General features: G+C 70.7%; 20 protein-coding genes and 1 pseudogene. 10 read left to right on the top strand and 11 right to left on the bottom strand.

Annotated elements, in window-relative coordinates:
- Positions 1–204: 204 nt before the first annotated feature.
- A complete protein-coding gene (locus AC3A57_RS14835; RefSeq protein WP_487579605.1) occupies positions 205–1,482 on the top strand; it encodes a DUF3472 domain-containing protein in 1,278 nt (425 codons plus the stop codon).
- Between the two features lie 97 nt (positions 1,483–1,579).
- On the opposite strand, the gene AC3A57_RS14830 is transcribed toward AC3A57_RS14835, so the two are convergent.
- Both AC3A57_RS14830 and AC3A57_RS14825 read right to left on the bottom strand, forming a co-directional pair.
- Complete coding sequence (locus tag AC3A57_RS14830; RefSeq protein WP_487579604.1) at positions 1,580–2,395, bottom strand: SDR family oxidoreductase; 816 nt, start codon at positions 2,393–2,395, stop codon at positions 1,580–1,582.
- 203 nt (positions 2,396–2,598) lie between these two features.
- Complete coding sequence (locus AC3A57_RS14825) at positions 2,599–3,267, bottom strand: protein kinase family protein (protein ID WP_487579603.1); 669 nt, start codon at positions 3,265–3,267, stop codon at positions 2,599–2,601.
- Positions 3,268–3,454: 187 nt separating this feature from the next.
- On the opposite strand from AC3A57_RS14825, the gene AC3A57_RS14820 reads away from it, so the two are divergent.
- Positions 3,455–5,473 (top strand): bifunctional DedA family/phosphatase PAP2 family protein, encoded by a 2,019-nt coding sequence (locus AC3A57_RS14820; protein ID WP_487579602.1) that lies wholly within the window; start codon positions 3,455–3,457, stop codon positions 5,471–5,473.
- Between the two features lie 19 nt (positions 5,474–5,492).
- Here AC3A57_RS14820 and AC3A57_RS14815 read toward each other — a convergent pair whose 3' ends face one another.
- The 3 genes from AC3A57_RS14815 to AC3A57_RS14805 form a co-directional block, all read right to left on the bottom strand.
- Positions 5,493–6,074, bottom strand: a complete 582-nt coding sequence (locus tag AC3A57_RS14815) for an LON peptidase substrate-binding domain-containing protein (protein WP_487579601.1) — start codon at positions 6,072–6,074, stop codon at positions 5,493–5,495.
- 145 nt (positions 6,075–6,219) lie between these two features.
- Positions 6,220–7,608 carry a UDP-N-acetylmuramate:L-alanyl-gamma-D-glutamyl-meso-diaminopimelate ligase gene (mpl, locus tag AC3A57_RS14810; RefSeq protein ID WP_487579622.1) on the bottom strand — a complete coding sequence of 463 codons (1,389 nt, stop codon included), beginning with the start codon at positions 7,606–7,608 and terminating at the stop codon, positions 6,220–6,222.
- Between the two features lie 244 nt (positions 7,609–7,852).
- Complete coding sequence (locus tag AC3A57_RS14805) at positions 7,853–8,431, bottom strand: adenylate kinase (RefSeq protein ID WP_487579600.1); 579 nt, start codon at positions 8,429–8,431, stop codon at positions 7,853–7,855.
- 178 nt (positions 8,432–8,609) lie between these two features.
- Between AC3A57_RS14805 and AC3A57_RS14800 the strand changes: the two genes are divergently transcribed.
- The 5 genes from AC3A57_RS14800 (at position 8,610) to AC3A57_RS14780 (ending at position 13,363) form a co-directional block, all read left to right on the top strand.
- Positions 8,610–9,866 carry a 6-phosphofructokinase gene (locus AC3A57_RS14800; protein WP_487579599.1) on the top strand — a complete coding sequence of 419 codons (1,257 nt, stop codon included), beginning with the start codon at positions 8,610–8,612 and terminating at the stop codon, positions 9,864–9,866.
- 62 nt (positions 9,867–9,928) lie between these two features.
- Positions 9,929–10,927: a hypothetical protein gene (locus AC3A57_RS14795; protein ID WP_487579598.1), complete on the top strand. Its 999-nt coding sequence runs from the start codon at positions 9,929–9,931 to the stop codon at positions 10,925–10,927.
- The gene (locus AC3A57_RS14790) at positions 10,924–11,766 is read left to right on the top strand and encodes a helix-turn-helix domain-containing protein (RefSeq protein WP_487579597.1); all 843 of its coding nucleotides are present in this window, start codon (positions 10,924–10,926) and stop codon (positions 11,764–11,766) included. Before AC3A57_RS14795 ends, AC3A57_RS14790 begins: the two co-directional genes overlap by 4 nt.
- A 123-nt stretch (positions 11,767–11,889) precedes the next feature.
- Entirely contained in the window at positions 11,890–12,330 is a 441-nt protein-coding gene (locus AC3A57_RS14785) for a VOC family protein (protein ID WP_487579596.1), read from the top strand.
- Positions 12,331–12,556: 226 nt separating this feature from the next.
- The gene (locus AC3A57_RS14780; protein ID WP_487579595.1) at positions 12,557–13,363 is read left to right on the top strand and encodes a hypothetical protein; all 807 of its coding nucleotides are present in this window, start codon (positions 12,557–12,559) and stop codon (positions 13,361–13,363) included.
- Positions 13,364–13,435: 72 nt separating this feature from the next.
- Here the strand turns inward: AC3A57_RS14780 and AC3A57_RS14775 are convergent, their stop codons facing one another.
- Positions 13,436–13,960, bottom strand: coding sequence for a hypothetical protein (locus tag AC3A57_RS14775; protein WP_487579594.1), 525 nt, complete (start codon positions 13,958–13,960; stop codon positions 13,436–13,438).
- A 602-nt stretch (positions 13,961–14,562) separates the two neighbouring features.
- On the opposite strand from AC3A57_RS14775, the pseudogene AC3A57_RS14770 reads away from it, so the two are divergent.
- Positions 14,563–16,587, top strand: a pseudogene (locus AC3A57_RS14770) (sodium-translocating pyrophosphatase); the annotation flags it as partial.
- Between the two features lie 93 nt (positions 16,588–16,680).
- Positions 16,681–17,049 carry an OmpA family protein gene (locus AC3A57_RS14765; RefSeq protein ID WP_487579621.1) on the top strand — a complete coding sequence of 123 codons (369 nt, stop codon included), beginning with the start codon at positions 16,681–16,683 and terminating at the stop codon, positions 17,047–17,049.
- 101 nt (positions 17,050–17,150) lie between these two features.
- Here AC3A57_RS14765 and AC3A57_RS14760 read toward each other — a convergent pair whose 3' ends face one another.
- The 4 genes from AC3A57_RS14760 to AC3A57_RS14745 all read right to left on the bottom strand — a co-directional run bounded on the left by AC3A57_RS14760 (position 17,151) and on the right by AC3A57_RS14745 (position 21,268).
- Complete coding sequence (locus tag AC3A57_RS14760) at positions 17,151–17,750, bottom strand: hypothetical protein (RefSeq protein WP_487579593.1); 600 nt, start codon at positions 17,748–17,750, stop codon at positions 17,151–17,153.
- Positions 17,751–18,079: 329 nt separating this feature from the next.
- The gene (locus AC3A57_RS14755; protein WP_487579592.1) at positions 18,080–19,615 is read right to left on the bottom strand and encodes a M91 family zinc metallopeptidase; all 1,536 of its coding nucleotides are present in this window, start codon (positions 19,613–19,615) and stop codon (positions 18,080–18,082) included.
- Between the two features lie 172 nt (positions 19,616–19,787).
- Positions 19,788–20,276, bottom strand: a complete 489-nt coding sequence (locus tag AC3A57_RS14750; RefSeq protein ID WP_487579591.1) for a discoidin domain-containing protein — start codon at positions 20,274–20,276, stop codon at positions 19,788–19,790.
- Positions 20,273–21,268, bottom strand: coding sequence for a sterol desaturase family protein (locus AC3A57_RS14745; protein ID WP_487579590.1), 996 nt, complete (start codon positions 21,266–21,268; stop codon positions 20,273–20,275). Before AC3A57_RS14745 ends, AC3A57_RS14750 begins: the two co-directional genes overlap by 4 nt.
- Before the next feature lie 361 nt (positions 21,269–21,629).
- Here AC3A57_RS14745 and ppa point away from each other — a divergent pair, with 361 nt between their 5' ends.
- The gene (ppa, locus tag AC3A57_RS14740) at positions 21,630–22,178 is read left to right on the top strand and encodes an inorganic diphosphatase (RefSeq protein WP_487579589.1); all 549 of its coding nucleotides are present in this window, start codon (positions 21,630–21,632) and stop codon (positions 22,176–22,178) included.
- 93 nt (positions 22,179–22,271) lie between these two features.
- Here the strand turns inward: ppa and AC3A57_RS14735 are convergent, their stop codons facing one another.
- Positions 22,272–22,709 (bottom strand): VOC family protein, encoded by a 438-nt coding sequence (locus AC3A57_RS14735; protein ID WP_487579588.1) that lies wholly within the window; start codon positions 22,707–22,709, stop codon positions 22,272–22,274.
- Positions 22,710–22,804 lie beyond the last annotated feature (95 nt).

Here is a 22,804-nt window from a genome sequence, read left to right as displayed (position 1 = left end):
CTTCGCGCAATTTCGCGAATTGCGCCCATTGCCCGCGCCGCGAACGACTTTCACCGGCGCCGCTTTTCGCCGCGAGCCCCCGTCGCTGCGGCCTCATCGATTTACACGGCTTCGTGTCCATTGACGCGTTTCGAAACGCGGTGAGGTAATCGCCGCCGCGCTGCGCCGCCCAGCGTCATCCATCCCCGCCTACGGAGAACGACCATGCGAAACACCGCCATCGGGTTGTTGCTGTCCCTGTCGTTGCTGTCGAGTCCCCTGTTCGCGCAGACCGCCAAGACCGTCGTCCCGCTGGGCGGAAACGCCTTCATCACCCAGCCCGCGCCGGCGGGCGAAGAGTTGGTCAACGACACCGGGCTGCACAATTGGAGTTCGGACAAGGCCGTGGCCAGCGTGTATTTCTTCGCCAACCGCGCCGGCCGGGTCGAGCTGTCGCTGGTGGGCGCGTTGCACGGCGCGAACCGCAGCACGGTCGAGGTGTCGATCGACGGCCAGCGCCGGCTCGCCGCGCTGTCGGGTACGGCCACCTCGTCTTTCCACGTCGGCAGCTTCGCCATCGCCCGGCCCGGCTACGTCAAGGTCGATCTTCGCGGAGTGAGCAGCGACGGCGGCTACTACGGCGACATTTCCGGGCTCGAGGTCAGCGGCAGCGCCGCGGACGCCGGCCTGGTGTTCGCCAACGATCCGGCCAACTTCTACTGGTCGCGGCGCGGCCCGTCCGGCCACCTGGGCTATAGCGTTCCGGACCAAACCGAGTACTTCTACAACGAAGTCACCGTGGCCAAGGGCCACGACCCGATCGGCTCGTACTTCATGGCCAATGGCTTCTCGCAGGGCTATTTCGGCATCCAGGTCAACTCCGCCAAGGAGCGCCGGGTGCTGTTCTCGGTGTGGGATTCGCCGACCGGCAAGACCACGTTGCTGAAGAAAGGCGAAGACGTGATCGCCCAGGATTTCGGCGGCGAGGGCACCGGCGGCCAGAGCTTCCTGCGCTACGACTGGAAACCCGGCCACACCTACCGCTTCATCACCCGGGCGCGTCCGGACGGACAGGGCAACACCCTGTTCTCGGCCTGGTTCGGTACGCCCTGCGTGCTCGGCCACGGCGATTGCCGCTGGCGCTTCATCGCCACCTGGAAGTACGAGGGCGGGTCGACCTATCAGAAGGGCGTGTACTCCTTCATCGAGTCCTTCAACCCGAACTACGGCTACCTCGACCGCCTGGCCCTGTACGGCAACCAGTGGGCGGTGTCCGCCGACGGCGTGTGGACCGAAATCAAATCGGCGCGCTTCACCGTCGATGCCACCGCGCACAACCGGCAGCGCCTGGACATCACCGGCGGCGCGATCGCCCCGGCCTTCTATCTGCGCAACACCGGCTTCTTCAGTCATGCGGCGGCGCCCGGCAGCGTGTTCGCCCGCAGCGCGTCGTGGTTCAAGCCGCGGGTGAACCTGGCGGCGCTGCCCGAGGCAGCGCCCTGAGCCGTCGTTGACCCGTCGTTCAAGCAAACAGCCCCGCATCGCGGGGCCGTTTGTTATCGAACATCGCCTGATCGAACATCGCCTGGAAGCGACCGGCTCAATCCAGGAACAGATCCGGCAACAGCGGCTTGCCCGGCTCGACCGCGTAGCGGCCGAAATCGCTCACTCCGGCTTCGCCCAGCACCTCTTCGTCGATCAGGAACCGGCCGTAGAAGCCCTGCGCCGGCCGGATCAGCACCTCGCGCACCGCGTCGGCGACGATCTCCGGCTTGCGGCAGCGGTCGACGGGCACGCCGGGGATGAGGTTCAGGGCGTCGGTGGCGATGATGGTTTTCGGCCATAGCGCGTTCACCGCTATCCCGGTCGGACCGAACTCGCCGGCCAGGCCCAGGGTGACGAAGCTCATGCCCATCTTGGCCAGGGTGTAGCCGGTATGCGGCGCCCACCACTTCGGATCCAGGCTCGGCGGCGGCGCCAGGGTCAGGATGTGCGGGTTGGCGGCCTGGCGCAGGTAGGGCAGGCAGGCCTGGGCGCAGAGGAAGCTGCCGCGTGCGTTGACCTGCTGCATCAGGTCGAAACGCTTCATCGGCGTGTCCAGGGTGCCGCGCAGCCAGATCGCGCTGGCGTTGTTGACCAGGATGTCGATGCCGCCGAACGCATCCGCGGTCGCCGCGACCGCGGCCTGGACTTCGTCCTCTTCGCGGATATCGCACTTGAGCGCCAGCGCGCGCCCGCCGGCCGCTTCGACTTCGGCCGCGACGCTATGGATGGTGCCCGGCAGCTTGGGATTGGCGACCGAGGACTTGGCCGCGATGGCGATGTTGGCGCCGTCGCGCGCCGCGCGCAGCGCGATCTCGCGGCCGATGCCGCGCGAGGCGCCGGTGATGAAGAGGGTTTTGCCTTGGAGGGTCATTGGGGGACTCGGGTATGGGGACTCGGGACTCGGGACTCGGGACTCGGGACTCGGGACTCGGGAGTCAGGATCAGGGATCGGGCAAAGCGATGCGCGACATCCTAATCCCTACGCCGGCGTCCGGATGAGGTGCAAGGCCCGCCCCGCCCACGCATTCGAATGCCCCCGCTCTTGCGAGTCCCGAGTCCCGAAACCCGAAACCCTCAGGGCTTCGGCCCCTGCCCCTCGTTGTCTTCCCAATGCAGGATGCGGCGGGTGACGAAGCGGTAGACCGGCTTGCCGGTGGCGAACCAGGCCTCGCGCAGCCAGGAGCGGCGCTGCAGCAGGCGCCGCTCGACCGGGGTCAGCGCCTGCGCGCAGTAGGTGCGCTTGTGTTTGAGCAGATGGCGCAAATCCTCGCGCGCGAGCAGGCGCATCCAGCGCGCGCGCGGGTCGCCGCGGGTGGCGAGCTGGAAGTCGATGATCGCCGGTCGGCCGTCGGCCAGGACCAGCCAGTTGGCTTCCTTGGCCAGGTCGTTGTGCGCCAGGCCGCGCCGGTGCAGGCGCTGCAGCAACCGCCGGGCCTGGCGGAAATAGGCCAGGTCGCCGCGCGGCGGACGCTGGTACATGGCCGCGCCGTCGAGATAGCTGCGGTCCAGACGACGGCCGTCCCAGGCCAGCAACTGCGGCGTCGCCTCCAGGCCGTCGACGCGCCGCAAGGCGCGCGCTTCGCGCCGCGCCAGCCACCACGCCGGCAGCCGCAGCCACCACGGCACGTGACCGAGATCGCGCCGCACGAACAAACCCTGCGGCCCGCGCATCAAGGCGATGCGGCCGAAGCTGTCGGCCTTGAGCGCGGCGACTTCGCTGGCTTCTGTGGGGACGGTCGGCATGCCACAAGTTTACTTGCAGCCGGGACTCGGGACTCGGGGTTTTGGGATTCGGAACTCGGGCAAGGCGGTCGCGATGGTGCGCCCGGCGAGTCCCGAAACCCGAAACCCGAGTCCCGAGTCCCGAGTCCCGAATCCCGCTCCCGCTCCGGTCATCCTCGCCACAGCACGCCCTGCCTATAATCGGCCGATGGAACCTGCCTGGCTCGAAAGCGCGACCGCATGGATCGCGGCCAATCCCATCGCCGCCGGCATCGTGATCTTCCTGATCGCGTTCTGCGATGCGCTGGTCATCGTCGGCATCGTCGTGCCCGCATTGCCGCTGCTGTTCGCGGTCGGCGCGCTGGTCGGACTCGGCCACATCAACGGCCCCTATGCCTTGATCTGCTCGACCCTGGGCGCCTTCGCCGGCGACGGCTTGAGCTACTGGGTCGGCTATCGCTGGGGCCCGACCCTGCGCGAACGCTGGCCGTTCTCTCGTTATCCGCAATGGCTGGACCGGGGCGAGAACCTGTTCCGCCGCCACGGCAGCAAGAGCATCGTGATCGCCCGCTTCGTCGGCGCGGTGCGGCCGTTCGTGCCGGCCATCGCCGGCATGCTGCGCATGCCGATGCGGCGCTACGCGATTCCCAGCCTGCTGGCCTGCGTCGTCTGGTCGGGGCTGTTCCTGGCGCCGGGCTGGATCCTGGGCGCGTCCTACGACGCGGTCGCTGCGGTCGCCGACCGGCTCGCGGTGGTGCTGGGCGGCTTGCTGGTGGCCCTGGCCCTGGTCTGGGCCGGGGTGCTCTACACCTGGCGCTGGTTCGCCAACCACGCCGACAACCTGCTCGCCCGGGCCTTGCGCTGGACCCGCGCGCACCCGCGCCTGGGCCGCTACGCCGCGGCGCTGATCGACCCCAACCGGCCCGAATCGGCCTCGCTGGTGATGCTGGCCGCGTGCCTGCTCGGCATCAGCTGGATCTGGTTCACCCTGCTGGCCTCGCTGTTGGCCAGCGGCGGGCCGCTGGCGATCGACCACAGCGTGCACGAGTTCATGTGGACCCTGCGCAATCCGCTCGCCGACCGGCTGATGGCGGCGCTGGCCAGCCTCGGCGATCCGGCGGTGCTGGCGCCGGCGGCGCTGGCGGTGCTGGCTTATCTGGCCTGGCGCCGGCGCTGGATGGCGGCGGCGCACTGGGTCGGCGCGATCGTGTTCGGCCTGGCCCTGACCCAGTTGCTGGAAGCGGCGATCGACATGCCGCGTCCGCCGACCGCGCCGGCCGGCTTCGGCTTCCCCTCGGTCGCGGTCACCATGACCACGATCGTGTTCGGCTTCTTCGCCGTGCTGATCGCCCGCGAGCTGCCGGGCCGGCAGCGGGTCTGGCCGTACCTGATGGCCGGCGTGGTCACCACCCTGGTCGGTTTCTCGCGCCTGTACCTGGGCGCGCACTGGCCCAGCGACCTGGTCGGCGGCACCTTGTTCGGCATCGTCTGGCTGCTGGTGCTGGGCATCGCCTATCGCCGCCACGTCGCCCGTTCGTTCTGGATGCGGCCGCTGGCGGTGCTGTTCTACACCGTGTTCGCCGCCGCCGCGCTGTGGCATGCGCCGCGCGCCGCCGATGCGCTGCTGGCCAAGTTCGCCGCCGCCCAGCCCAGCGCGGTGCTCGACGCGCAGGCCTGGTGGCGCAGCGACTGGGCCAGCCTGCCGGCGCAGCGCAACGAACGCGACGCGCGCGGGCGCTGGCCGCTGGACGTGCAGGTCGCCGGCGCATTGCCGCCGCTGCGCGCCAGCCTGGAGGCGGCCGGCTGGCGGGTGCAGGAACAGGCCAATTGGCTGGCGACCATCGCCCTGCTCGACGACGACACCCCGGCGCGCGAGCAGGTGGTGTTGCCGGCCACCCTGGACGCGCAGGCCGAAGCCCTGCTGATGCTGCGCGACGGACCGACGCCGGACCAGCAGTACGCGCTGCGCCTGTGGCCGGCGCCGGCGATACTCGCCGACGGCACGCCGCTGTGGGTCGGTACCACCCAGACCTTGCGCCTGACCAAGCCCTTCGACGCCGCCGCGCTGTGGCTGCCGCAGGCCGACGGCGGCCGCGCCCATGCCGAAGTGCGCAAGGCGCTGACCGGCTTCGTCCTGCTCGAGCAGCCGCATCCGAAGAACGGCGCGCCGGTGCTGCGCCTGCGTTCGCAGTATCAATTGCCGCACAGCGTCGCGCCCGCGCCCTGAAAAGCGGCCGCGTGGCGGCTCAGTGCAACAGAGTCAGCAGGTGATCCAGGCGCCGGTGCGGGTCGTCGAGTTGCAACAGCCATTGCCGCTGCGCCGGCGCCAGCGGCAGCAGTTCGGCCAGGCGCCAGCCGACCCAGGCGGCCTCGTCGCGGCGCGCGTGCGGCGCCAGGTGGTGTTCGCCGCCGGCCTGTTCGAGCAGCCCCTCCAGCAGGGTCGCCAGCAACGAATGTTCGGGCCGCAGTTCGTCGTCCGGATCCGGCGCGCACCATTCGACCTCGGCGACCTGCAAGCCGTTGTCGCGCACCCGCACCCGGCCGGCGTGGAAGCGGCGCGCGCCGCGCACGCGCAACAGCAACAGGCCGTCGTCGCCGGTGCCGAAATCCTCGATCAGCGCTTCGGTGCCGAACGCCGCCGCGCTGGCCGGCGCGCCGACTTCGTCGCCTTCCATGATCAGGCATACGCCGAAGCCGCGGCCTTCGCGGCCGCAGTCGCGGATCAGGTCGAGGTAGCGGCGCTCGAATACGCGCAGGCCGATCGACGCGCCCGGCACGAGCACGGTATGCAACGGGAACAGTCCGAGCGCTGGGTCGTCTACGCGCATGGCCGCAGTGTACTCGCGGCCCGGTCGGCGTCGAGAGACGGCGTGCGCGTCCGCAGATGCGGCGTCCCACGCGGCCCGCGCAGACCGTGATCCGCGGGGTGCGATCCGCAGGGCAAGGTCCGCGAGGCGTCGGCCGGCCCGCGGCTCAGGCGGTCTGCGCCCCGGCCAAGGCGGCGAAGAACCGCCGCGGCGCGCCGTCGAAGCCGCCGTTGGACATGAACACCACGTGGTCGCCGGCGCGCACGCGTTCGCGCAGCGCGGCGATCAGCGCGTCGGCATCGGCCACCGCGACGCCTTCGCCGCGCAGGCCGGCGACCACCTTGCCGGCATCCCAGGCCAGCTCGGGACGGTGCAGGAACACCACCGCGTCGGCGCCGTCCAGCGACGGCGCCAGCGCATCGGCGTGCGCGCCCAGGCGCATCGAATTGCTGCGCGGCTCCATCGCCACCACGATCCGCGCCGCGCCGACCCGCGCGCGCAGGCCGGCCAGGGTGGTCGCGATCGCGGTCGGATGGTGGGCGAAGTCGTCGTAGACGGTGACGCCGCCCGCTGCGCCGATCACTTCCAGGCGACGCTTGACGCTGCGGAACCGGGCCAGCGCCGGCAGCACCGCGGCGACGTCGATGCCGACCGCGTTGGCCGCGGCCAGCGCGGCCAGCGCGTTCATCACGTTGTGCCGGCCGAGCAGCGGCCATTCGACCTCGCCCAGTTCGCGGCCTTGCTGCAGCACCGCGAAACGGCTGCCGTCCTGATCGATCAGGCGCGCGCTCCAGTCGAACCCGGCCGCGCCGTCGCCGGCGTCGAGGCCGAAGCGCTCGACCGGGGTCCAGCAGCCCATCGCCAGCACTTCTGCCAGGCGCGCGTCTTCGCCGTTGACGATCAGCCGGCCGCGGCGCGGCACGGTGCGCACCAGATGGTGGAACTGGCGCTGGATCGCGGCCACGTCGGGAAAGATGTCGGCGTGGTCGTACTCGAGGTTGTTGAGGATCGCGACCAGCGGCCGGTAGTGGACGAACTTGCTGCGCTTGTCGAAGAACGCGGTGTCGTACTCGTCGGCCTCGACCACGAATTCGCGCCCGCTCCCGACCCGGGCCGAGACGCCGAAATCCTCGGCCACGCCGCCGATCAGGAAGCCCGGCTCGCGGCCGGCGGCTTGCAGCAGCCAGGTCAAGATGGTGGTGGTGGTGGTCTTGCCGTGGGTACCGGCGACGGCCAGGGTGTCGCGGCCCGGCAGCACCCGTTCGCTCAGCCACTGCGCGCCGGAGGTGTAGCGGCGGCCGTCGTCGAGCACCTGTTCGACCGCGGGGTTGCCGCGCGAAAGCGCGTTGCCGACCACGATCTCGTCGCAGTCCGGCGAGATGTTTTCGGGACGATAGCCCTGGCTCAGGACGATGCCGAGCTGCTCGAGCTGGGTCGACATCGGCGGGTACACCGCCTGGTCGCTGCCTTCCACGTCGTGGCCGAGTTCGCGCGCGAGCGCGGCGACGCCGCCCATGAAAGTGCCGGCGATGCCCAAGATATGCAGCTTCAAGATCCGAGTTTCCAAAAGAGTTTGCGAATGCTCAACGAAGCGACTCCCGCTGGCACCGACTCCCCCTCTCCCGCCTGCGGGAGAGGGATGGGTGAGGGCGCGCGCGAACGGCCAACGACGAAACCATCCTACCGCCGCGCTTGGCCTTCAATACCGGGATCTGGATTCGAACAGAACGGGGCGGCGGCTCGCGGCCCTCACCCCGGCCCTCTCCCGCCAGCGGGAGAGGGAGCAAAGCAAGAACGGCTCAGCCCACCGTCGGCGCCGGTTCGAGCGCTTCGATGATGCGGGTGAAGACCTCGTCGAGCGAGCCGACGCCGTCGACCACGGTCAGGCGGCCGTGCTGGCGGTAATACTCGATCACCGGCGCGGTCACCTCGTCATAGACCTTCAGCCGGGTGCGCACGGCGTCCGGGCTGTCGTCGGCGCGGCCCTGGGCGGCGGCGCGGCCGGCGATGCGGTCGACCAGCAGGTCGGTCGGCACCTCGAGCTGGACCGCGAAGTCCATCGGCTGGCCGATCTTCTTCAGCAGCACGTCCAGCGCATCGGCCTGGGCCAGGTTGCGCGGGTAGCCGTCGAGAATGAAGCCGCCGGCGGTGTCGGGACGCGAGAAGCGGTCCTCGAGCATGCCGAGCAGGATTTCGTCGCTGACCAGGTTGCCGGCGTCCATCACCGCCTTGGCTTCCAGGCCCAGCTTGCTGCCGGCCGCGACTTCGGCGCGCAGCAGGTCGCCGGTGGAAATATGCGGCACCTGCAGATGCTCCTTGAGCCGCGCAGCCTGCGTGCCCTTGCCGGAACCCGGCGCGCCCAGAAGTACCAATCGCATCAACATCGCTCCTAAGACACATGAAACCGCGCCCGGCGCCCTGCGCCGGACCAGGCCCGGGCCAGCCCCAGGCTGGCCAGTTCGCGGGGCGGCGCTACACTCGGAAGCGGCCGACCACCCGCCGGGCGGAAAATTGCGGCCAGCTTACCGCACTCCGGCGCAAATCTCTGGAACCCCCATGCCCCAAGGAACCCTGCTGTACGCACAGTCCGGCGGCGTGACCGCCGTCATCAACGCCACCGCCGCCGCGGTCATCGAGACCGCCCGGGCCCGCAAGGTCAAGGTCCTGGCGGCCCGCAACGGCATCCTCGGCGCCCTGCGCGAGGAACTGATCGACACCTCCAAGGAGTCGGCCGCGGCGATCCGCGCCCTCGGCCATACCCCCGGCGGGGCCTTCGGCTCCTGCCGGCTCAAGCTCAAGTCGCTGGAGGCCGACCGGGCCCGCTACGAGCGCCTGCTGGCGGTGCTGCGGGCCCACGACGTGCGCTGGTTCCTCTACAACGGCGGCAACGACTCGGCCGACACCGCGCTCAAGGTCTCGCGCCTGGCGGCCGAGTTCGGCTACCCGCTGACCTGCGTCGGGGTGCCCAAGACGGTCGACAACGACCTGGCGGTGACCGACTGCTGCCCGGGCTTCGGCTCGGCCGCCAAGTACACCGCGGTGTCGGTGCGCGAGGCGGCCCTGGACGTGGCGGCGATGGCCGAGACCTCGACCAAGGTCTTCGTCTACGAGGCCATGGGCCGCCACGCCGGCTGGCTGGCCGCCGCCGCCGGCCTGGCCGGCGAGGGCCCGGACGCCGCCCCGCACCTGATCCTGTTCCCCGAGCGGCCGTTCGACGAGGCCGATTTCTTCGCCAAGGTGCAGGCCACGGTGGCGCGGGTCGGCTACTGCGTGGTGGTCGCCAGCGAGGGCATCCAGACCGCCGACGGGCGCTTCGTCGCCGACGCCGGCGGCGGCAAGGACTCGTTCGGCCACACCCAGCTCGGCGGGGTCGCCTCGCACCTGGCCGGGCGGGTCAAGGACGCGCTGGGCTACAAGGTCCACTGGACCCTGCCGGACTATCTGCAACGCTCGGCCCGCCACCTGGCCTCCAAGACCGACGTCGAGCAGGCCCGCGCGGTCGGCAAGGCCGCGGTCGAGTTGGCGCTGAAGGGCCGCAACGCGGTGATGCCGGCGATCGTGCGCACCTCGCAGGCGCCGTACCGCTGGAAGGTCGAGCCGGTCGCGCTGGACAAGGTCGCCAACCACGAGAAGAAGATGCCGGCCGGCTTCATCCGCAAGGACGGCTACGGCATCACCGCCAGCGCGCGCCGCTACCTGGAACCGCTGATCCGCGGCGAGGCGCCGCCGCCGTACGGCCGCGACGGCCTGCCCAAATACGTAACGCTGAAGAACCTCGCGGTAAAACCCAAGCTGCCGGCCTACGAAGGCTGAGCGCGGCGCCGCTGCGGCGGCGCCAGCGCCCTTCCCCGCCGCCCCCATCAGGACCCGTTCGAATGGAATCCGGAACGTCCCGCCCGCGCCTGCCCTGGACTGCCGCCCTCGCGCTGGCGCTGATCGCCGCGCCGGCCGCGGCCGGCGACAGCTATGTGATCCACCGCGAAGGCGCCAAGCCCAAGCGCAGCCTGATCTACGCCGACACCGGCTCGGTCGAACCGGTGCTCGCGCTGGAAGAGCAGACCAAGCTGCTGTTCGAACAAGGGCCCGACGCGGCCGAGGCCGCCCGCGCCGCGGCGCCGCGCAGCCTGCAGCTGATCGAAGTGCGCGAACACCGCGGCGCGCCGGACAAACTGATCCACGAGTTGCAGGTCGACTGCGCGGCCGGCCGGATACGGGTGGTCGCCAGCGAGGCGCATCTGCGCGACGACACCCGGCGAATCCTGCCACCCCAGGATTGGGCGCCTGCGTCCGCCGGTTGGCAGCGGCAGGCGCAACGCTTCGCCTGCGAGCCCGCGGCGCGCGACGCCGCGCACGGCATGCAGGCCCTGGCCGAACCGATCGGCCTGCTCGAAGCGGTCGACCGGACCTGGGCCGAGCAATGGCCCGACGGTCGTCGCCCGCCCTACACCGGCGAGCGCAGCGAAGCCGCGGCGCAAATCCAGGAACAGAAGATCGACGAGGCCATGGGCCAGTTGTCGCGCAGCATGGAGCGGTTGCGCACCAGTCTGCAGCAGCAAGAGCAGAACGCCAGCGAGCAGGCCGCGCTGGCCATGCGCGAAGCCGAGCGGCGCGGGCAGACGCCGGCGCCGGCCTTGGAACAGTGGATCGAAGCGCCGGTGCAGTTGCTGGTCGGCGCCTGGGGCGAGCCCAAGGCCCATGGCGAGGAGGCCGACGCGCGCTGGCTGGACTATGTGATCGTCGCCGGCGGCACCGCGCCGTCCGGGCGTTGCTCGGTGCGCTTCCTGGTCCGCGACGGCCTGGTCCGCGATTACCAAACCGGCGGCTCGGCCGCGTACTGCCGGCAGGCGCAACTGCCGCCGGGACCGAACCGGTGACACCGGGCGCTGCCACCGCGACGACGGCGCCGGCGGCGCCTGCGCACGCGGCGCTGCGGCCCTGGATCGAAGGCGTCTGGTCCTGCGCGCGTCCGGAGCGGACCGCAGCGGCCGCGCGCGAGCACTCGCTGCCCAGCGGCGCGATGCACCTGGTGGTGCGGCTGGACGGGCCGCCGTTGCGGCTGTACGCCGACGCCGCCGACCGCCGCGGCCGAGCATTCGGCCCGGCGACCCTGGCCGGCGTGCGCTGCGGATACTGCATCAAGGACCTGTCGCAACCGGCGGCCTCGGTCGGCGCGGTACTGCGCCCGGGCGCGGCGATGGCCCTGTTCGGCGTATCGGCGGCCGAGCTGGCCGGCCAGCACGTCGACTTGCAGGACCTGTGCGGCGCGCCGGCGCAAGCCTTGTATCAGCGCCTGTCCGCCTGCGCCGATCCCGAGCGCCGCCGGGTCGTGTTCGAGCGCTTCCTGCTCGAACGCCTGCGCCCGCTGCGCCGGCTCGACCCGCAGATCGCCCTGGCCGCGCAGCGTCTGCAGCGCGAACCGGCGGCGGTGGCGGCGATGGCCGCCGGCAGCGGACGCAGCCACCGCCATTTCATCGCCGGGTTCCGCGATGCCACCGGCTTGTCGCCGAAGCGCTACGCGCGGGTGCAGCGCTTCCGCCGCCTGCTCGAACGCCTGCGCGCCCTGCCCGATCCCGACTGGGCCGATCTGGCCCTGGCCGCGGGCTATGCCGATCAATCGCACCTGATCCGCGAATTCGGCGAATTCGCCGGAGTCAGCCCGGGCCGCTATCTGGCCGCCGGCGTGCGCTCGCCGCATCACCTGCCGGTCGACTGAACCTCGGCGGGCCCGGGGATCGGCGCGTCCCGTCCGGGTCAATTTCGTCCAATCCGGCCGCCTCGCCCGGCCGCATGCTGTGCGCACCGTTTGTCCCACCCGCTTCCGCCACCGGAGTCCGCCATGGCCGTGCACGAACTATTCCCCTACCTTTGCGTCGCCGACGCGCGCGCCGCGATCGAGTTCTATGGCCATGCGTTCGGCGCGACCGAGACGTTCCGCCTGGTCGAGCCGGGCGGCCGGGTCGGCCACGTCGAGCTGGATTTCGCCGGCACCACCTTGATGCTGTGCGAAGAGTTTCCGGAAATCGACGTGCGCCGGCCCGATCCCGAGCGCGGCCACAGCCACAGCCTGCACCTGCACGTCGACGACGCCGACGAGGTGGTCGCGCGCGCGGTCGCCGCGGGCGCGCGCCTGGCGATGGCGCCGCGCGACCATTTCTACGGCGAGCGCTCCGGCACCGTGATCGACCCGTTCGGCCACCGCTGGAACATCGGCCACAGCATCGAACAGGTGACGCCGGAGGAAATGCAGCGCCGCTACCAGGACGCGCCGGGCTGCTGAGCCGCGCTGCGGCGGACGCCGGTCCGGCGTCCGTTCAGGCGCGCGCCGTCGGCGACGGAGCCATGGCAAGGTGTGCGCTGCGTCCGAGCTTCGGCGCACAGGCGCATACGATGGTCTCAAAACCCGTTGATTCGACTCGGCGATTGCGGCAATCTGCCGGCGCGCGCGTTCATGCGAATCGACGGCGGAACGCACGGATGCCGTTTCGACATACAAGGAGGCCTTCGTGAAAGGCAAGTTGCTGACGCTGTTCGCCCTGTTGCTTCCCTCCGCTTCGGCCCTGGCCGGCCAGTGCGAGGACAACTTCACCAAATCCGGCAACCCGCTCAAGGGCACCGAGTATTCCACCACGCTGAAAGTGCCCGGCCTGACCGTGCCCAGCGCGATCGCGCAGATGCACAACATCGCGATCGAAGACGGCATGACCATCATCGACGAAAGCGTCGATGCCGGTTCGATGCTGCTGGAAGTCACCCCGAACGTCGCCCATCGCGGCCTGCAGGTCTACTTCACCGCCGTGGCCGGCGGCGAAACCAAGATGCTGCTCAAGACCCGCCGCGGCTCGCTGGCCAACGCGGACTCGATCAAGACCTCGATGTGCAAGATGCTGTACCAGCTCAAGGCCGGCAAGGCGCCGGTGGCCAAGAGCACCAACAACGTCAAGCCGATCGCGATCTCGGCGATCAAGCTGGGCGAACAGGTCACCCAGACCCTGGACGACAACGCCGGCCTGATCGACTCCCGCTTCAAGGGCAAGACCTACCGCATCAGCGGTTACTTCCTCGGCTCGGATTCGAGCAGCAGCGGCATGGACGTGTTCTACGACATGACGCCGTCCCTGCTGCCGGGCTACGTCGAAAGCGAGTCGGACAAGATCATCTACACCCGGGTGATGTGCCGCATGGCCAAGGACCAACGCGGTTTCGCGCTGGGCCTGCGCAAGGGCGCCAAGCTGGACCTGATCGGCCAGTTCGCCGAATACCAGCCCAATAACCGCGCCGCGATCATCGCCAACTGCCGCGCGGCCAAGTAAGCCGCGCCGAGCGCCGCAACGCAAAGGGGCCGCATTCGCGGCCCCTTTCGTTTTCCCGCGCCCGCGACGCGCTCAGGAACCGCAGGCCTGGCCTTCGACCTTCATCGACGCGGCGAACATCGGGATCGCCGCCAATTGGGCGGCGCTGGCCTTCTGCTTCTCGTCCTGCAGGTACAGGCGCGAACGGCCCTGTGCGTCCAGTTGCGGCGGCGCCGCTGCGGCCGGCTTGCGCCAGATCCGCAGCACCGCCTGCTGCTGCGGGCAGGCCGCGTTCGGCACCCGGATCAGGTCGTTGAACTTCCAGCCCGCCTGCTCCGACGGCTGCGCCTTGGCCGCATCGACGAAACGCGCGCGCGGCTGGCAATGGGGGCTGGTGCGCACGACCGCGAATTTGTACGGCTCGGCGGCCTGGCCGGTGAACAGGCCCTCGATGCGCGCGCAGGCTTCGGGAATCTGGCGCAGCGTGTGCACCCGGCCCGCCGCCTGCGCCGGCGCCGGCGCCGGCGCACGCTTGATTTCGGGGATCGGCTCGCTGGCGGCATGGGCGCCGCCGGCCAGGCCGGTGCACAGCAGGGAAGCGATCAGGACGCGTCGCATCGTCGGCTCCGTTCGGTTCAGGCCGGCAGACTGGCACGCAACGGCTGAACCGGTCCCGGCCGCCCCGGCACGCCCGTCCGCCATGCCTGTCCGGACGTGGACGCTGCGCCGCCGGCCGCGCTCGCCCCCGCGCATGGGCCGCGGCGAACAAAGCCCAGAGCCTGGTCCGAACGGTTCCGCCGGGACACGACCCGGCGCGGCATGACCGCTGGCGACGCAGGCCCGGGCCGCGGCACCACCGCCCGCGCGCGCCGCGATTGCACCGGCACATTAGTTCCGCCCGAGCGGGGCCCGGCCGCGCTTGCGGGCGCGGTTGCGGGCCCGCGCATGCAGCGTCCGCACCCGTGCGCCGCGCGGCCGATCCGTGACTGGGGTCGCAGCCGCTTGCGGGCGCGCGGCGAGGGCCTGCGCGCAGCGAGGTTTCGCCCTACCGGCCCCTATGCGATAGTCGCGAAGACGCCGTGTCCGCAACACGGCGTCGCTGCAATGCAGCACCTGCAGCGCACCACGCGATCCGCGGAATCGCCCCACGCGCAGCCCGCGGCAAAAACCGATCGACCTGTTGTCCTGTGATGTCCACTTCTACTTTCGGGGAGGGGTTCATGCTGGAGCAGTACGGTTTGACCTTGGCGCTGGGCTGCGCCGTCATCGCGATCCTTTACGGTATCGTCTCCGCGCGCTGGATCAGCGCACAACCCGCCGGCAACGAACGCATGCAGGAGATCGCCGGCGCGATCCAGGAAGGCGCACGCGCCTATCTCAACCGCCAATACACCACCATCGCCGTCGCCGGCGCGGTCTTGTTCGTGGTGATCGGACTGTTCCTCAACTGGCCGACCGCGATCGGCTTCCTGCTCGGCGCGGTGCTGTCCGGCGCGGCGGGCTACATCGGCATGAACGTGTCGGTGCGCGCCAACGTGCGCACCGCCGAAGCCGCGCGCCGCGGCATGGGCCCGGCGATGGACGTGGCGTTCCGCGGCGGCGCGATCACCGGCATGCTGGTGGTCGGCCTCGGCCTGCTCGGCGTCGCCGGCTACTACGCCGCGCTCGGCCACTTCGGCATCGTCGGCGAAAAGGCGCTGCACGCGCTGGTCGGGCTGGCGTTCGGCTCGTCGCTGATCTCGATCTTCGCCCGTCTCGGCGGCGGCATCTTCACCAAGGGCGCCGACGTCGGCGCCGACCTGGTCGGCAAGGTCGAGGCCGGCATTCCCGAGGACGATCCGCGCAATCCGGCGGTGATCGCCGACAACGTCGGCGACAACGTCGGCGACTGCGCCGGCATGGCCGCCGACCTGTTCGAAACCTATGCGGTCACGGTGATCGCGACCATGCTGCTGGGTGGGCTGATGGTCGGCGAGGTCGGCGCGCACGGCGTGCTGTATCCGCTGGTGCTCGGCGGGGTGTCGATCATCGCCTCGATCATCGGCGCGTTCTTCGTCAAGGTAAAGGCTGGCGGCTCGATCATGGGCGCGCTGTACAAGGGCGTGATCGTCTCGGCGGTGCTGGCGGCGATCGCGTTCTACCCGATCACCGCCGAGCTGATGCGCGACGCCAGCCATGGCGCGCTCAACCTGTACTTCTGCGCCCTGATCGGCCTGGTCCTGACCGGCGCCATCGTCTGGATCACCGAGTACTACACCGGCACCCAGTACGGCCCGGTCAAGCACGTCGCCGCGGCCTCGACCACCGGCCACGGCACCAACATCATCGCCGGCCTGGGCGTGTCGATGAAGTCGACCGCGCTGCCGGTGATCGCGGTGTGCATCGCGATCTACGCCGCGCACGCGCTCGGCGGCCTGTACGGCATCGCCATCGCCGCGACCTCGATGCTGTCGATGGCGGGCATGATCGTCGCGCTGGACGCCTACGGCCCGATCACCGACAACGCCGGCGGCATCGCCGAGATGGCCGAGCTGCCGTCGGAGGTGCGCGACGTGACCGATCCGCTGGACGCGGTCGGCAACACCACCAAGGCGGTGACCAAGGGCTATGCGATCGGCTCGGCGGCGCTGGCCGCGCTGGTGCTGTTCGCCGACTACACCCACAACCTGCAGACCGCGCATCCCGGCCACGTCTTCACCTTCGACCTGTCCGACCACATGGTGATCATCGGCCTGCTGCTCGGCGGCCTGATCCCCTACCTGTTCGGGGCGATGGCCATGGAAGCGGTCGGCCGCGCCGCCGGCGCGGTGGTCGAGGAGGTGCGGCGCCAGTTCCGCGAGATCCCGGGCATCATGCAGGGCACCGGCAAGCCGCAGTACGACAAGGCCGTCGACATGCTGACCAAGTCGGCGATCAAGGAAATGATCGTGCCCTCGCTGTTGCCGGTGGCGGTGCCGGTGGTGGTCGGCCTGCTGCTCGGGCCCAAGGCATTGGGCGGCCTGCTGATCGGCACCATCGTCACCGGCCTGTTCGTCGCCATTTCCATGACCACCGGCGGCGGCGCCTGGGACAACGCCAAGAAGTACATCGAGGACGGCCACCACGGCGGCAAGGGGTCGGACGCGCACAAGGCCGCGGTCACCGGCGACACCGTCGGCGACCCGTACAAGGACACCGCCGGCCCGGCGATCAACCCGCTGATCAAGATCATCAATATCGTCGCCCTGCTGCTGGTGCCGCTGCTGCCGGTGGCCGGCACCGCGGTCGGCGCGAGCGCCGCCACCCACGGCACCAGTTCGGCCACGGTCGCCGCACCGGCCGCCGGCGAACCGGCGCCGATGTCGGGCGCTGCCGGCATGGGCGATGCCGCAGCGGCGAGCGCCGACGCGGCCGGGGCGGCCAAGGCCAAGCTCTACTTCGACGTGGGTTCGGCGACGCCGCCGGCCGACGCCGCCGCCGAACTGGCCGGCGTGGCCGCCGCGCTCAAGGCCGAGCCCGAACGCAAGGCGCGCATCTCCGGCTTCCACGACACCTCCGGCAGCGCCGCGACCAATGCCGAGCTGGCCAAGCAACGCGCGCAGGCGGTGCAGGCCTGGCTGGAAAGCCAGGGCATCGCCGCCGAACGGATCGAGTTGGACAAGCCGGCGGTCACCACCGGCAGCGGCGACGCACGCGAAGCGCGCCGGGTCGAGGTGGCGGTCGAGTAAGGCCGGACCGCTGGAACCGCGACGACGGCGGCCGCGGCCGCCGTCGTCGTTTGCGCAAGGCCGTAGCGAACCCGGCATACCGGCTAACCGGCTCGGGCTCGTTATCGGTTACCGTGCGCTGGTTTCGCGCTTTCGAACCGCGCCGTCGCCACGTCGAACCACGGCGTGCACAAGCGCTGCTGGCTCTGCGCCAGCGCGAACGAAGCGCGCCAGAGTTCGATCTCGCCGACCTGTTGCGGCGCGCTGAAGCGCTGCTCGTCGAAGCCGGCCACGCCCAGGCACCAGCGCAGGCGCCGCGGCGTCTGCAGGCCGGGCAAGGCGAACTCGAACTGCGCCGCCGACTCGGCGCCCGGCGCCAGCCGGCGCGCCAGCGGCGTCGGCGGCGATACCGGCGCCGGATGCGGCAGGGGCAAGGCGACATGGCTCAACACCAGGTCGTCGCCGAGGGTCTGCACCGTCGGCTCGGCGATCGCTCCCAGCGACATGCGGCCACTGGCGACGGCATGGCGATCGCCGCGGTCGAACACCGCCAGCGGCGCCGGGCCGGTATTGCGCAGGCGGTAGTCGACCCGCAGGGTGCGTCGGGCCGGGTCGAAGACGAAGCCGGCGTGCAGGCGCACGCCTTCGCCGGCGATATCGGTAGCGGCGCCGGCGCCCGCGTCGGGGCCGGCGATCCCAGTGCTGACGATGGATGCGCTCATGGCGACGAGGGGCTCCTGGGCGTGGGCGGCGGCCACGCCGGCGGTGGCGCAGACGGCCCATGCCGCGTGGCGGGCGAACCGGCGAAGGGTGCGGGTTGATGACATGGCCTCTCCACAAGCGCTGCGGGCCTTGCGCGACGGGACTCGGCGAGCATCGCCCGCCGGCCCTTAACCTCGGGCCAGCGAGCTGCCGCCGCCCGACGACGGGACGACCCGCCGTCGCGGCGATCCCGCCCCGCGGTCGGCCGCGGACCGAATGCGACCGCACCCGCTCGGGCCGCTACCCCGCGCGCGCCGATCGAGCCCAATCCAGCTCAATCGCATCCGGCTCAGAGCGTATAGCTCGGGCGGTCCGGCAGGCCCAGTTCGCCGCGCAACCCGTTCTCGGTCAGATGATCGGGATTGGTCGTGGTCTTGGGCGTGCTCGCATCGCGGTCGAAGTCGTAGGCCGGCGCGCTGGTCTCCAGGCCCACCGCCTGGCGCTCGGCGTTCGGCACCTGGCCGCTGTCCGGGCCGCTGCCCTGGTAGGTGCCTTGCTGGAAGGTGCCGGTCACGCCGTTATAGGCGTGCGACATCTCGTGGTAGAGCACCACCACCGGGGCCGGGAACGCGTCCATGTGGAAAGACGGGTTGTAGCTGATCTGCACGTCGCCGCCGGCGCCGGGCTTGCCGGCGACGATGTCGGCGTCGTTGCTGAAGGTCTGGGCGTAGCCGTTCTGCTCGTTGGCCAGCTCCTTGATCGTGACCGTGTTGCCGCGCGCGGCGGCGCGGTCGAACTCGGCCAGCATGCGCTGGCCGTTCGGCGAGCTGCGCAGGAAGTCGATTTCGGCGCCGACGCGCTGCTTGAACGCGTCCGAGCCTTCGATGCTGACGCCCTTGGCGGCGCCGATCTCGACGTTGATCACGGTGTTGCGCGCGCCGCTGGCGGCGTTGATCAGGTCGACCGCGCGCTGGGCGTAAACGGTGTCGTTGCCGGCCTGGTTGTCGACCGTATCGCGGCCGTCGCCGGTGTAGACCGCGTCGTCGCCGTCGCCGCCGCGCAAGCTGTCGTCGTCGAGCCCGCCGGACAGCATGTCCTTGCCGGCGTCGCCGGCCAGCGCGTCGTTGCCGCGGCCGCCCTCGAGGAAATCCACGCCGTCGCCGCCGTGCAGTCGGTCCGCGCCGTCGCCGCCGTAGACCACGTCGTCGCCGGCCCCCGCTTCCAGGCGGTCGGCGCCGGCGTTGCCGAACAGGTCGTCGCGGCCGTCGCCGCCGGCGACCGTGTCGTCGCCCAGGCCGGCATCGATGCGGTCGTTGCCCGCGCCGGTGGCGATCCGGTCGTCGCCGTCGCCGGCCTCGACCACCAGGTTGACCTTGACGTTGGGCGCGACCTCGATAGTGTCGTCGCCGGCGCCGCTGCGGATAGTGAGTTCCTGGTTCTCGGCCAGGCGCAGTTCGTAGCGCTCGCCGTTGACGGCGACGTCGAGGGTGCCGTCGTCGCGCTGGGTGACGCGCACCTGATCGTTCTTGGCCCCGGTGCTGAGCACGACCTGGTCGGTGCTGACGTAGCTGCGGCCGAAGCCGGCGTCGGCCAGGGTGCGCTCGCGCGCGATCTGGACTTCGCCGCCGCGGTGCAGCGGGTCGATCTGCACGGTCTTGCCGTCCGCGGTGCGGCCTTCGCTGCGCTGCTGCGGGTTGGTCGCGTTGCCGTCGATCGCGACCGCCTCGTCGGCGCCCGCTTCGGCGGTCGTCGGCGCGGCGGCCGGCGCGGTCTCGGCCAGCGGCGCGCTGTCCTGCCGGGCGGCCTCGCCGGAGGCGGTCGGGTCCCAGTAAGACTGGGTCGTGCTGGGCGCAGTCGCGGAGCGGGCATCGAGCGTTACGGACATGGCGGGCGGACCTGCTGGACGGAATCGGCCTCCATGGATACGCACCGGTATGGCCACGGCCAAGCTAGGGCGTACCCCACGCTAGGGTCGTCCCCAGGCCGCCCGGTGCGGACCGCAGGAGGACCTGCGGCGGCCGGTCTGTTTTCCGGCCGGACCGGCCTGCAGCGATCGCTCAGCGCACTTCCAGCTCGTAAATCCGGGTGGCCGGGTCGGCCGGATCCTGCGCCGGCTGGTCGACCTGCAGTCGCACATAGCGGGCCGAAGCCGGCGCGATGACGTGCGTGCGCACGCTGTCGCGGTTGTCGCGCACCTGCGCCACCGGTCGCCAGCGCGCGCCGTCGTCGGACAGCGACAGCGTGTAGGCGCGGGTGTTCATCGCTTCCGGCTCGCCGCCGGCGCCGGCGTGCTTGAGCACGAATTCGCGCACCTGCCGGCGCGATTGCAGGTCCACCTGCAGCCACCCGGGCCGTTGCAGGGTGCAGAACTTGTGCTCGGTCTTGCTGCTGAGCCGGCCGTCGAAGGCCTTGCCGGCTTCCTCGCCGGGCTTGCAGGTCGGCGAGCCGGTGGCTGGCCGGCGCAAGGCCAGGTTGTCCGCCGCCGGCAGCGGCGGCGCGGCCGCCAGCGCCAGCCAGGCCAGCAGCGCGGCGGACGCGCGCTTCATGCCGCCCCCTGCTGCTGCGCCAGCCATTCGCGCTTGCTCTGCAACGCGGTCTTGTAGCGGCCGTCGTGGCTCCAGCCCGGCGGCATCGCCAGGTACAGCAGCTTGTTGCGCCACCCCGGCGCCGCGACCACGTCGCGCAGCAACACTTGGAATTCGCCCAGATAGGCATCCAGGAAACTGCCGGGCCGAACCGGCCGGGTGATGCCGTATTCGATCCGGATGTCCTCGCGCTGCGCCTGGTAGGTGCCGAACGCGCGATCCCAGACGTTGAGCAGATTGCAGAAGTTGGTGTCCATGTACAGGGGGTTGCGCGCGTGGTGCACGCGGTGATGCGCGGGCGTCAGGATCCAGCGATGCAGCCGGCCCAGCCGGCCATCGCCCAGCGCATGCTCGCCCAGGTGGATGAACTGCCCCCACAGCCCGTCGATGAACATGATCAACAGCAGCAGCGGCGGACTGACCCCGGCCAGGATGCAGATCGTGGTGCGGACGATGTCGGCGTACGGCGCCTCCAGGAACAGATGGGCGTAGTTCACCGACAGATTCATCGCGGCCGGCGCATGGTGGGTCGAATGCAGGCACCACAGCAGCCGCACCTTGTGGGCGAGGTAGTGATAGACGAAGTGGGCGAATTCCCAGACCAGATAGCCGTAGATCAGCCCGAGCGGGCCGATCTCGGCCTGGAACGGCGCGTACGGCTGGAACAGCCCGATGCAGGCGGCGACCATGCCGAAGCTCAGCACCGCGCCGATCAGGCGGTTGGCGACCAGGGTCAGGAACGGCACCCGGTAGTCCTCGAACTTGAACCGGCGCCGGGCGATGGTGCGCAACAGTTCGTACACCAGCAGGACCGGGATCACCGGGTACAACAGAGCCTTGGCGCCGTCGGCGCTGAGCAAGGCGCGGTAGCCGTCGGCGGCCAGCAATTCCAGCAGCGCCCCCAGGCCGAAGAAGCCGACCAGCTCGTGCAGCGCCTGCGCTCCCCAATCCATCGCGATTCCCCGGATTTAGATCGATCCATACGGTATAGCCAGGGCGCTGGGCGGACTCAAGTCCGACCCCGGACAGACCGCCTGCGGGCATTGGACGCGCGCTAGACCGGTTTGGACGGCGCCGCATCGCCGGCTGCGCCTATCGCTCCGGTGCGGTCCGCTGGGCGGCCGATCGGCGCCGTAGCGCGCCGCTTCGCGGCCGTTCGACGATTACGCCGGCGCCGGCGCGTTCCCGGGCCGGCCCCCTGCCCGCCCCGGCCCCTGCTGCATCGCAACACCCGGGCGCGTAGAATGCCCCACCCTTTCTTTTCATCACCGTGCCCGCCGCCCCCGCCGCGGGCCCGCCAGGAGTCGGAACACAATGGGTCTGGACCACGTTTCCACCGGCAAGAATCCGCCGCACGAAATCAACGTCATCATCGAAATCCCGAAGGACGCCGAGCCGGTGAAGTACGAGGTCGACAAGGCCTCGGGCGCGATCTTCGTCGATCGCATCCTCTCGACCCCGATGCGTTACCCCTGCAACTACGGCTACGTCCCGCACACCGTCTGCGGCGACGGCGACCCGGCCGACGTGCTGGTGATCCTGCCGCTGCCGCTGATCCCCGGCTCGGTGATCCGCTGCCGTCCGGTCGGCGTGCTGAAGATGTCCGACGAGGCCGGCAGCGACGAGAAGCTGCTGGCGGTGCCGGTCGACAAGGTGTTCGCCGGCTACAGCCACATCCACGACATCGACCAGGTCAGCCCGCACTGGCTGGAGCGCATCGGCCACTTCTTCGAGCACTACAAGGACTTGGAGAAGGGCAAGTGGGTCAAGCTCGACGGCTGGGGCAACGCCGACGAGGCCAAGAAGATCCTGGTCGAGGCGATCGAGCGCTACGCCGCCGAGGAAGACAAGCCCAAGTTCTGAGCGACCGGCGGGGGGCAACGCGAACCAGTCGCCGCTGCCGCCGATTCGATGCAGAAAGGCCGCCCACGGGCGGCCTTTTTGTTGGTTCGCGCTTCAGCGCAGTTCTTCGGCCAGCCCGATCAGCAGCCCTTCGGGCCCGCGGATGTAGCAGAGCCGATAGGTGTCCTGGTACTGGACGACTTCGCCGACCAGTTGCGCGCCGCGCGCCTGCAGCCGGGCGAGCGTCTCATCGATGCCGTCCACGGCGAACATGACCCGCAGATAGCCCAGGGCGTTGACCGGGGCGTTGCGGTGGTCGGCGGCGACCGGCGGGGCGAGGAAGCGCGAGAGTTCGAGCCGGCTGTGGCCGTCCGGGGTGCGCATCATCGCGATCTCGACCCGCTGGTCGGCCAGCCCGGTGACGCGCCCGGCCCACTCCCCTTCGATCGTCGCCCGCCCTTCCAGTTCCAGGCCGAGCTCGGCAAAGAAATCGATCGCCGCGCCGAGGTCTTCGACCACGATGCCCACGTTGTCCATCCGCTTGAGCGCCATGTCCGGTTTCCGTCTTGAACCTGCCGCAGCAAGGCTTGCGATGCGCCCCAGCCTAGAGGATTCCGGGCGGCGGCGCGAGGCGGCGAGCAGGAACG

It is taken from the genome of Lysobacter sp. Soil_C_15 (assembly GCF_057657315.1).
This window is presented reverse-complemented; position numbering and strand designations above follow the sequence as displayed.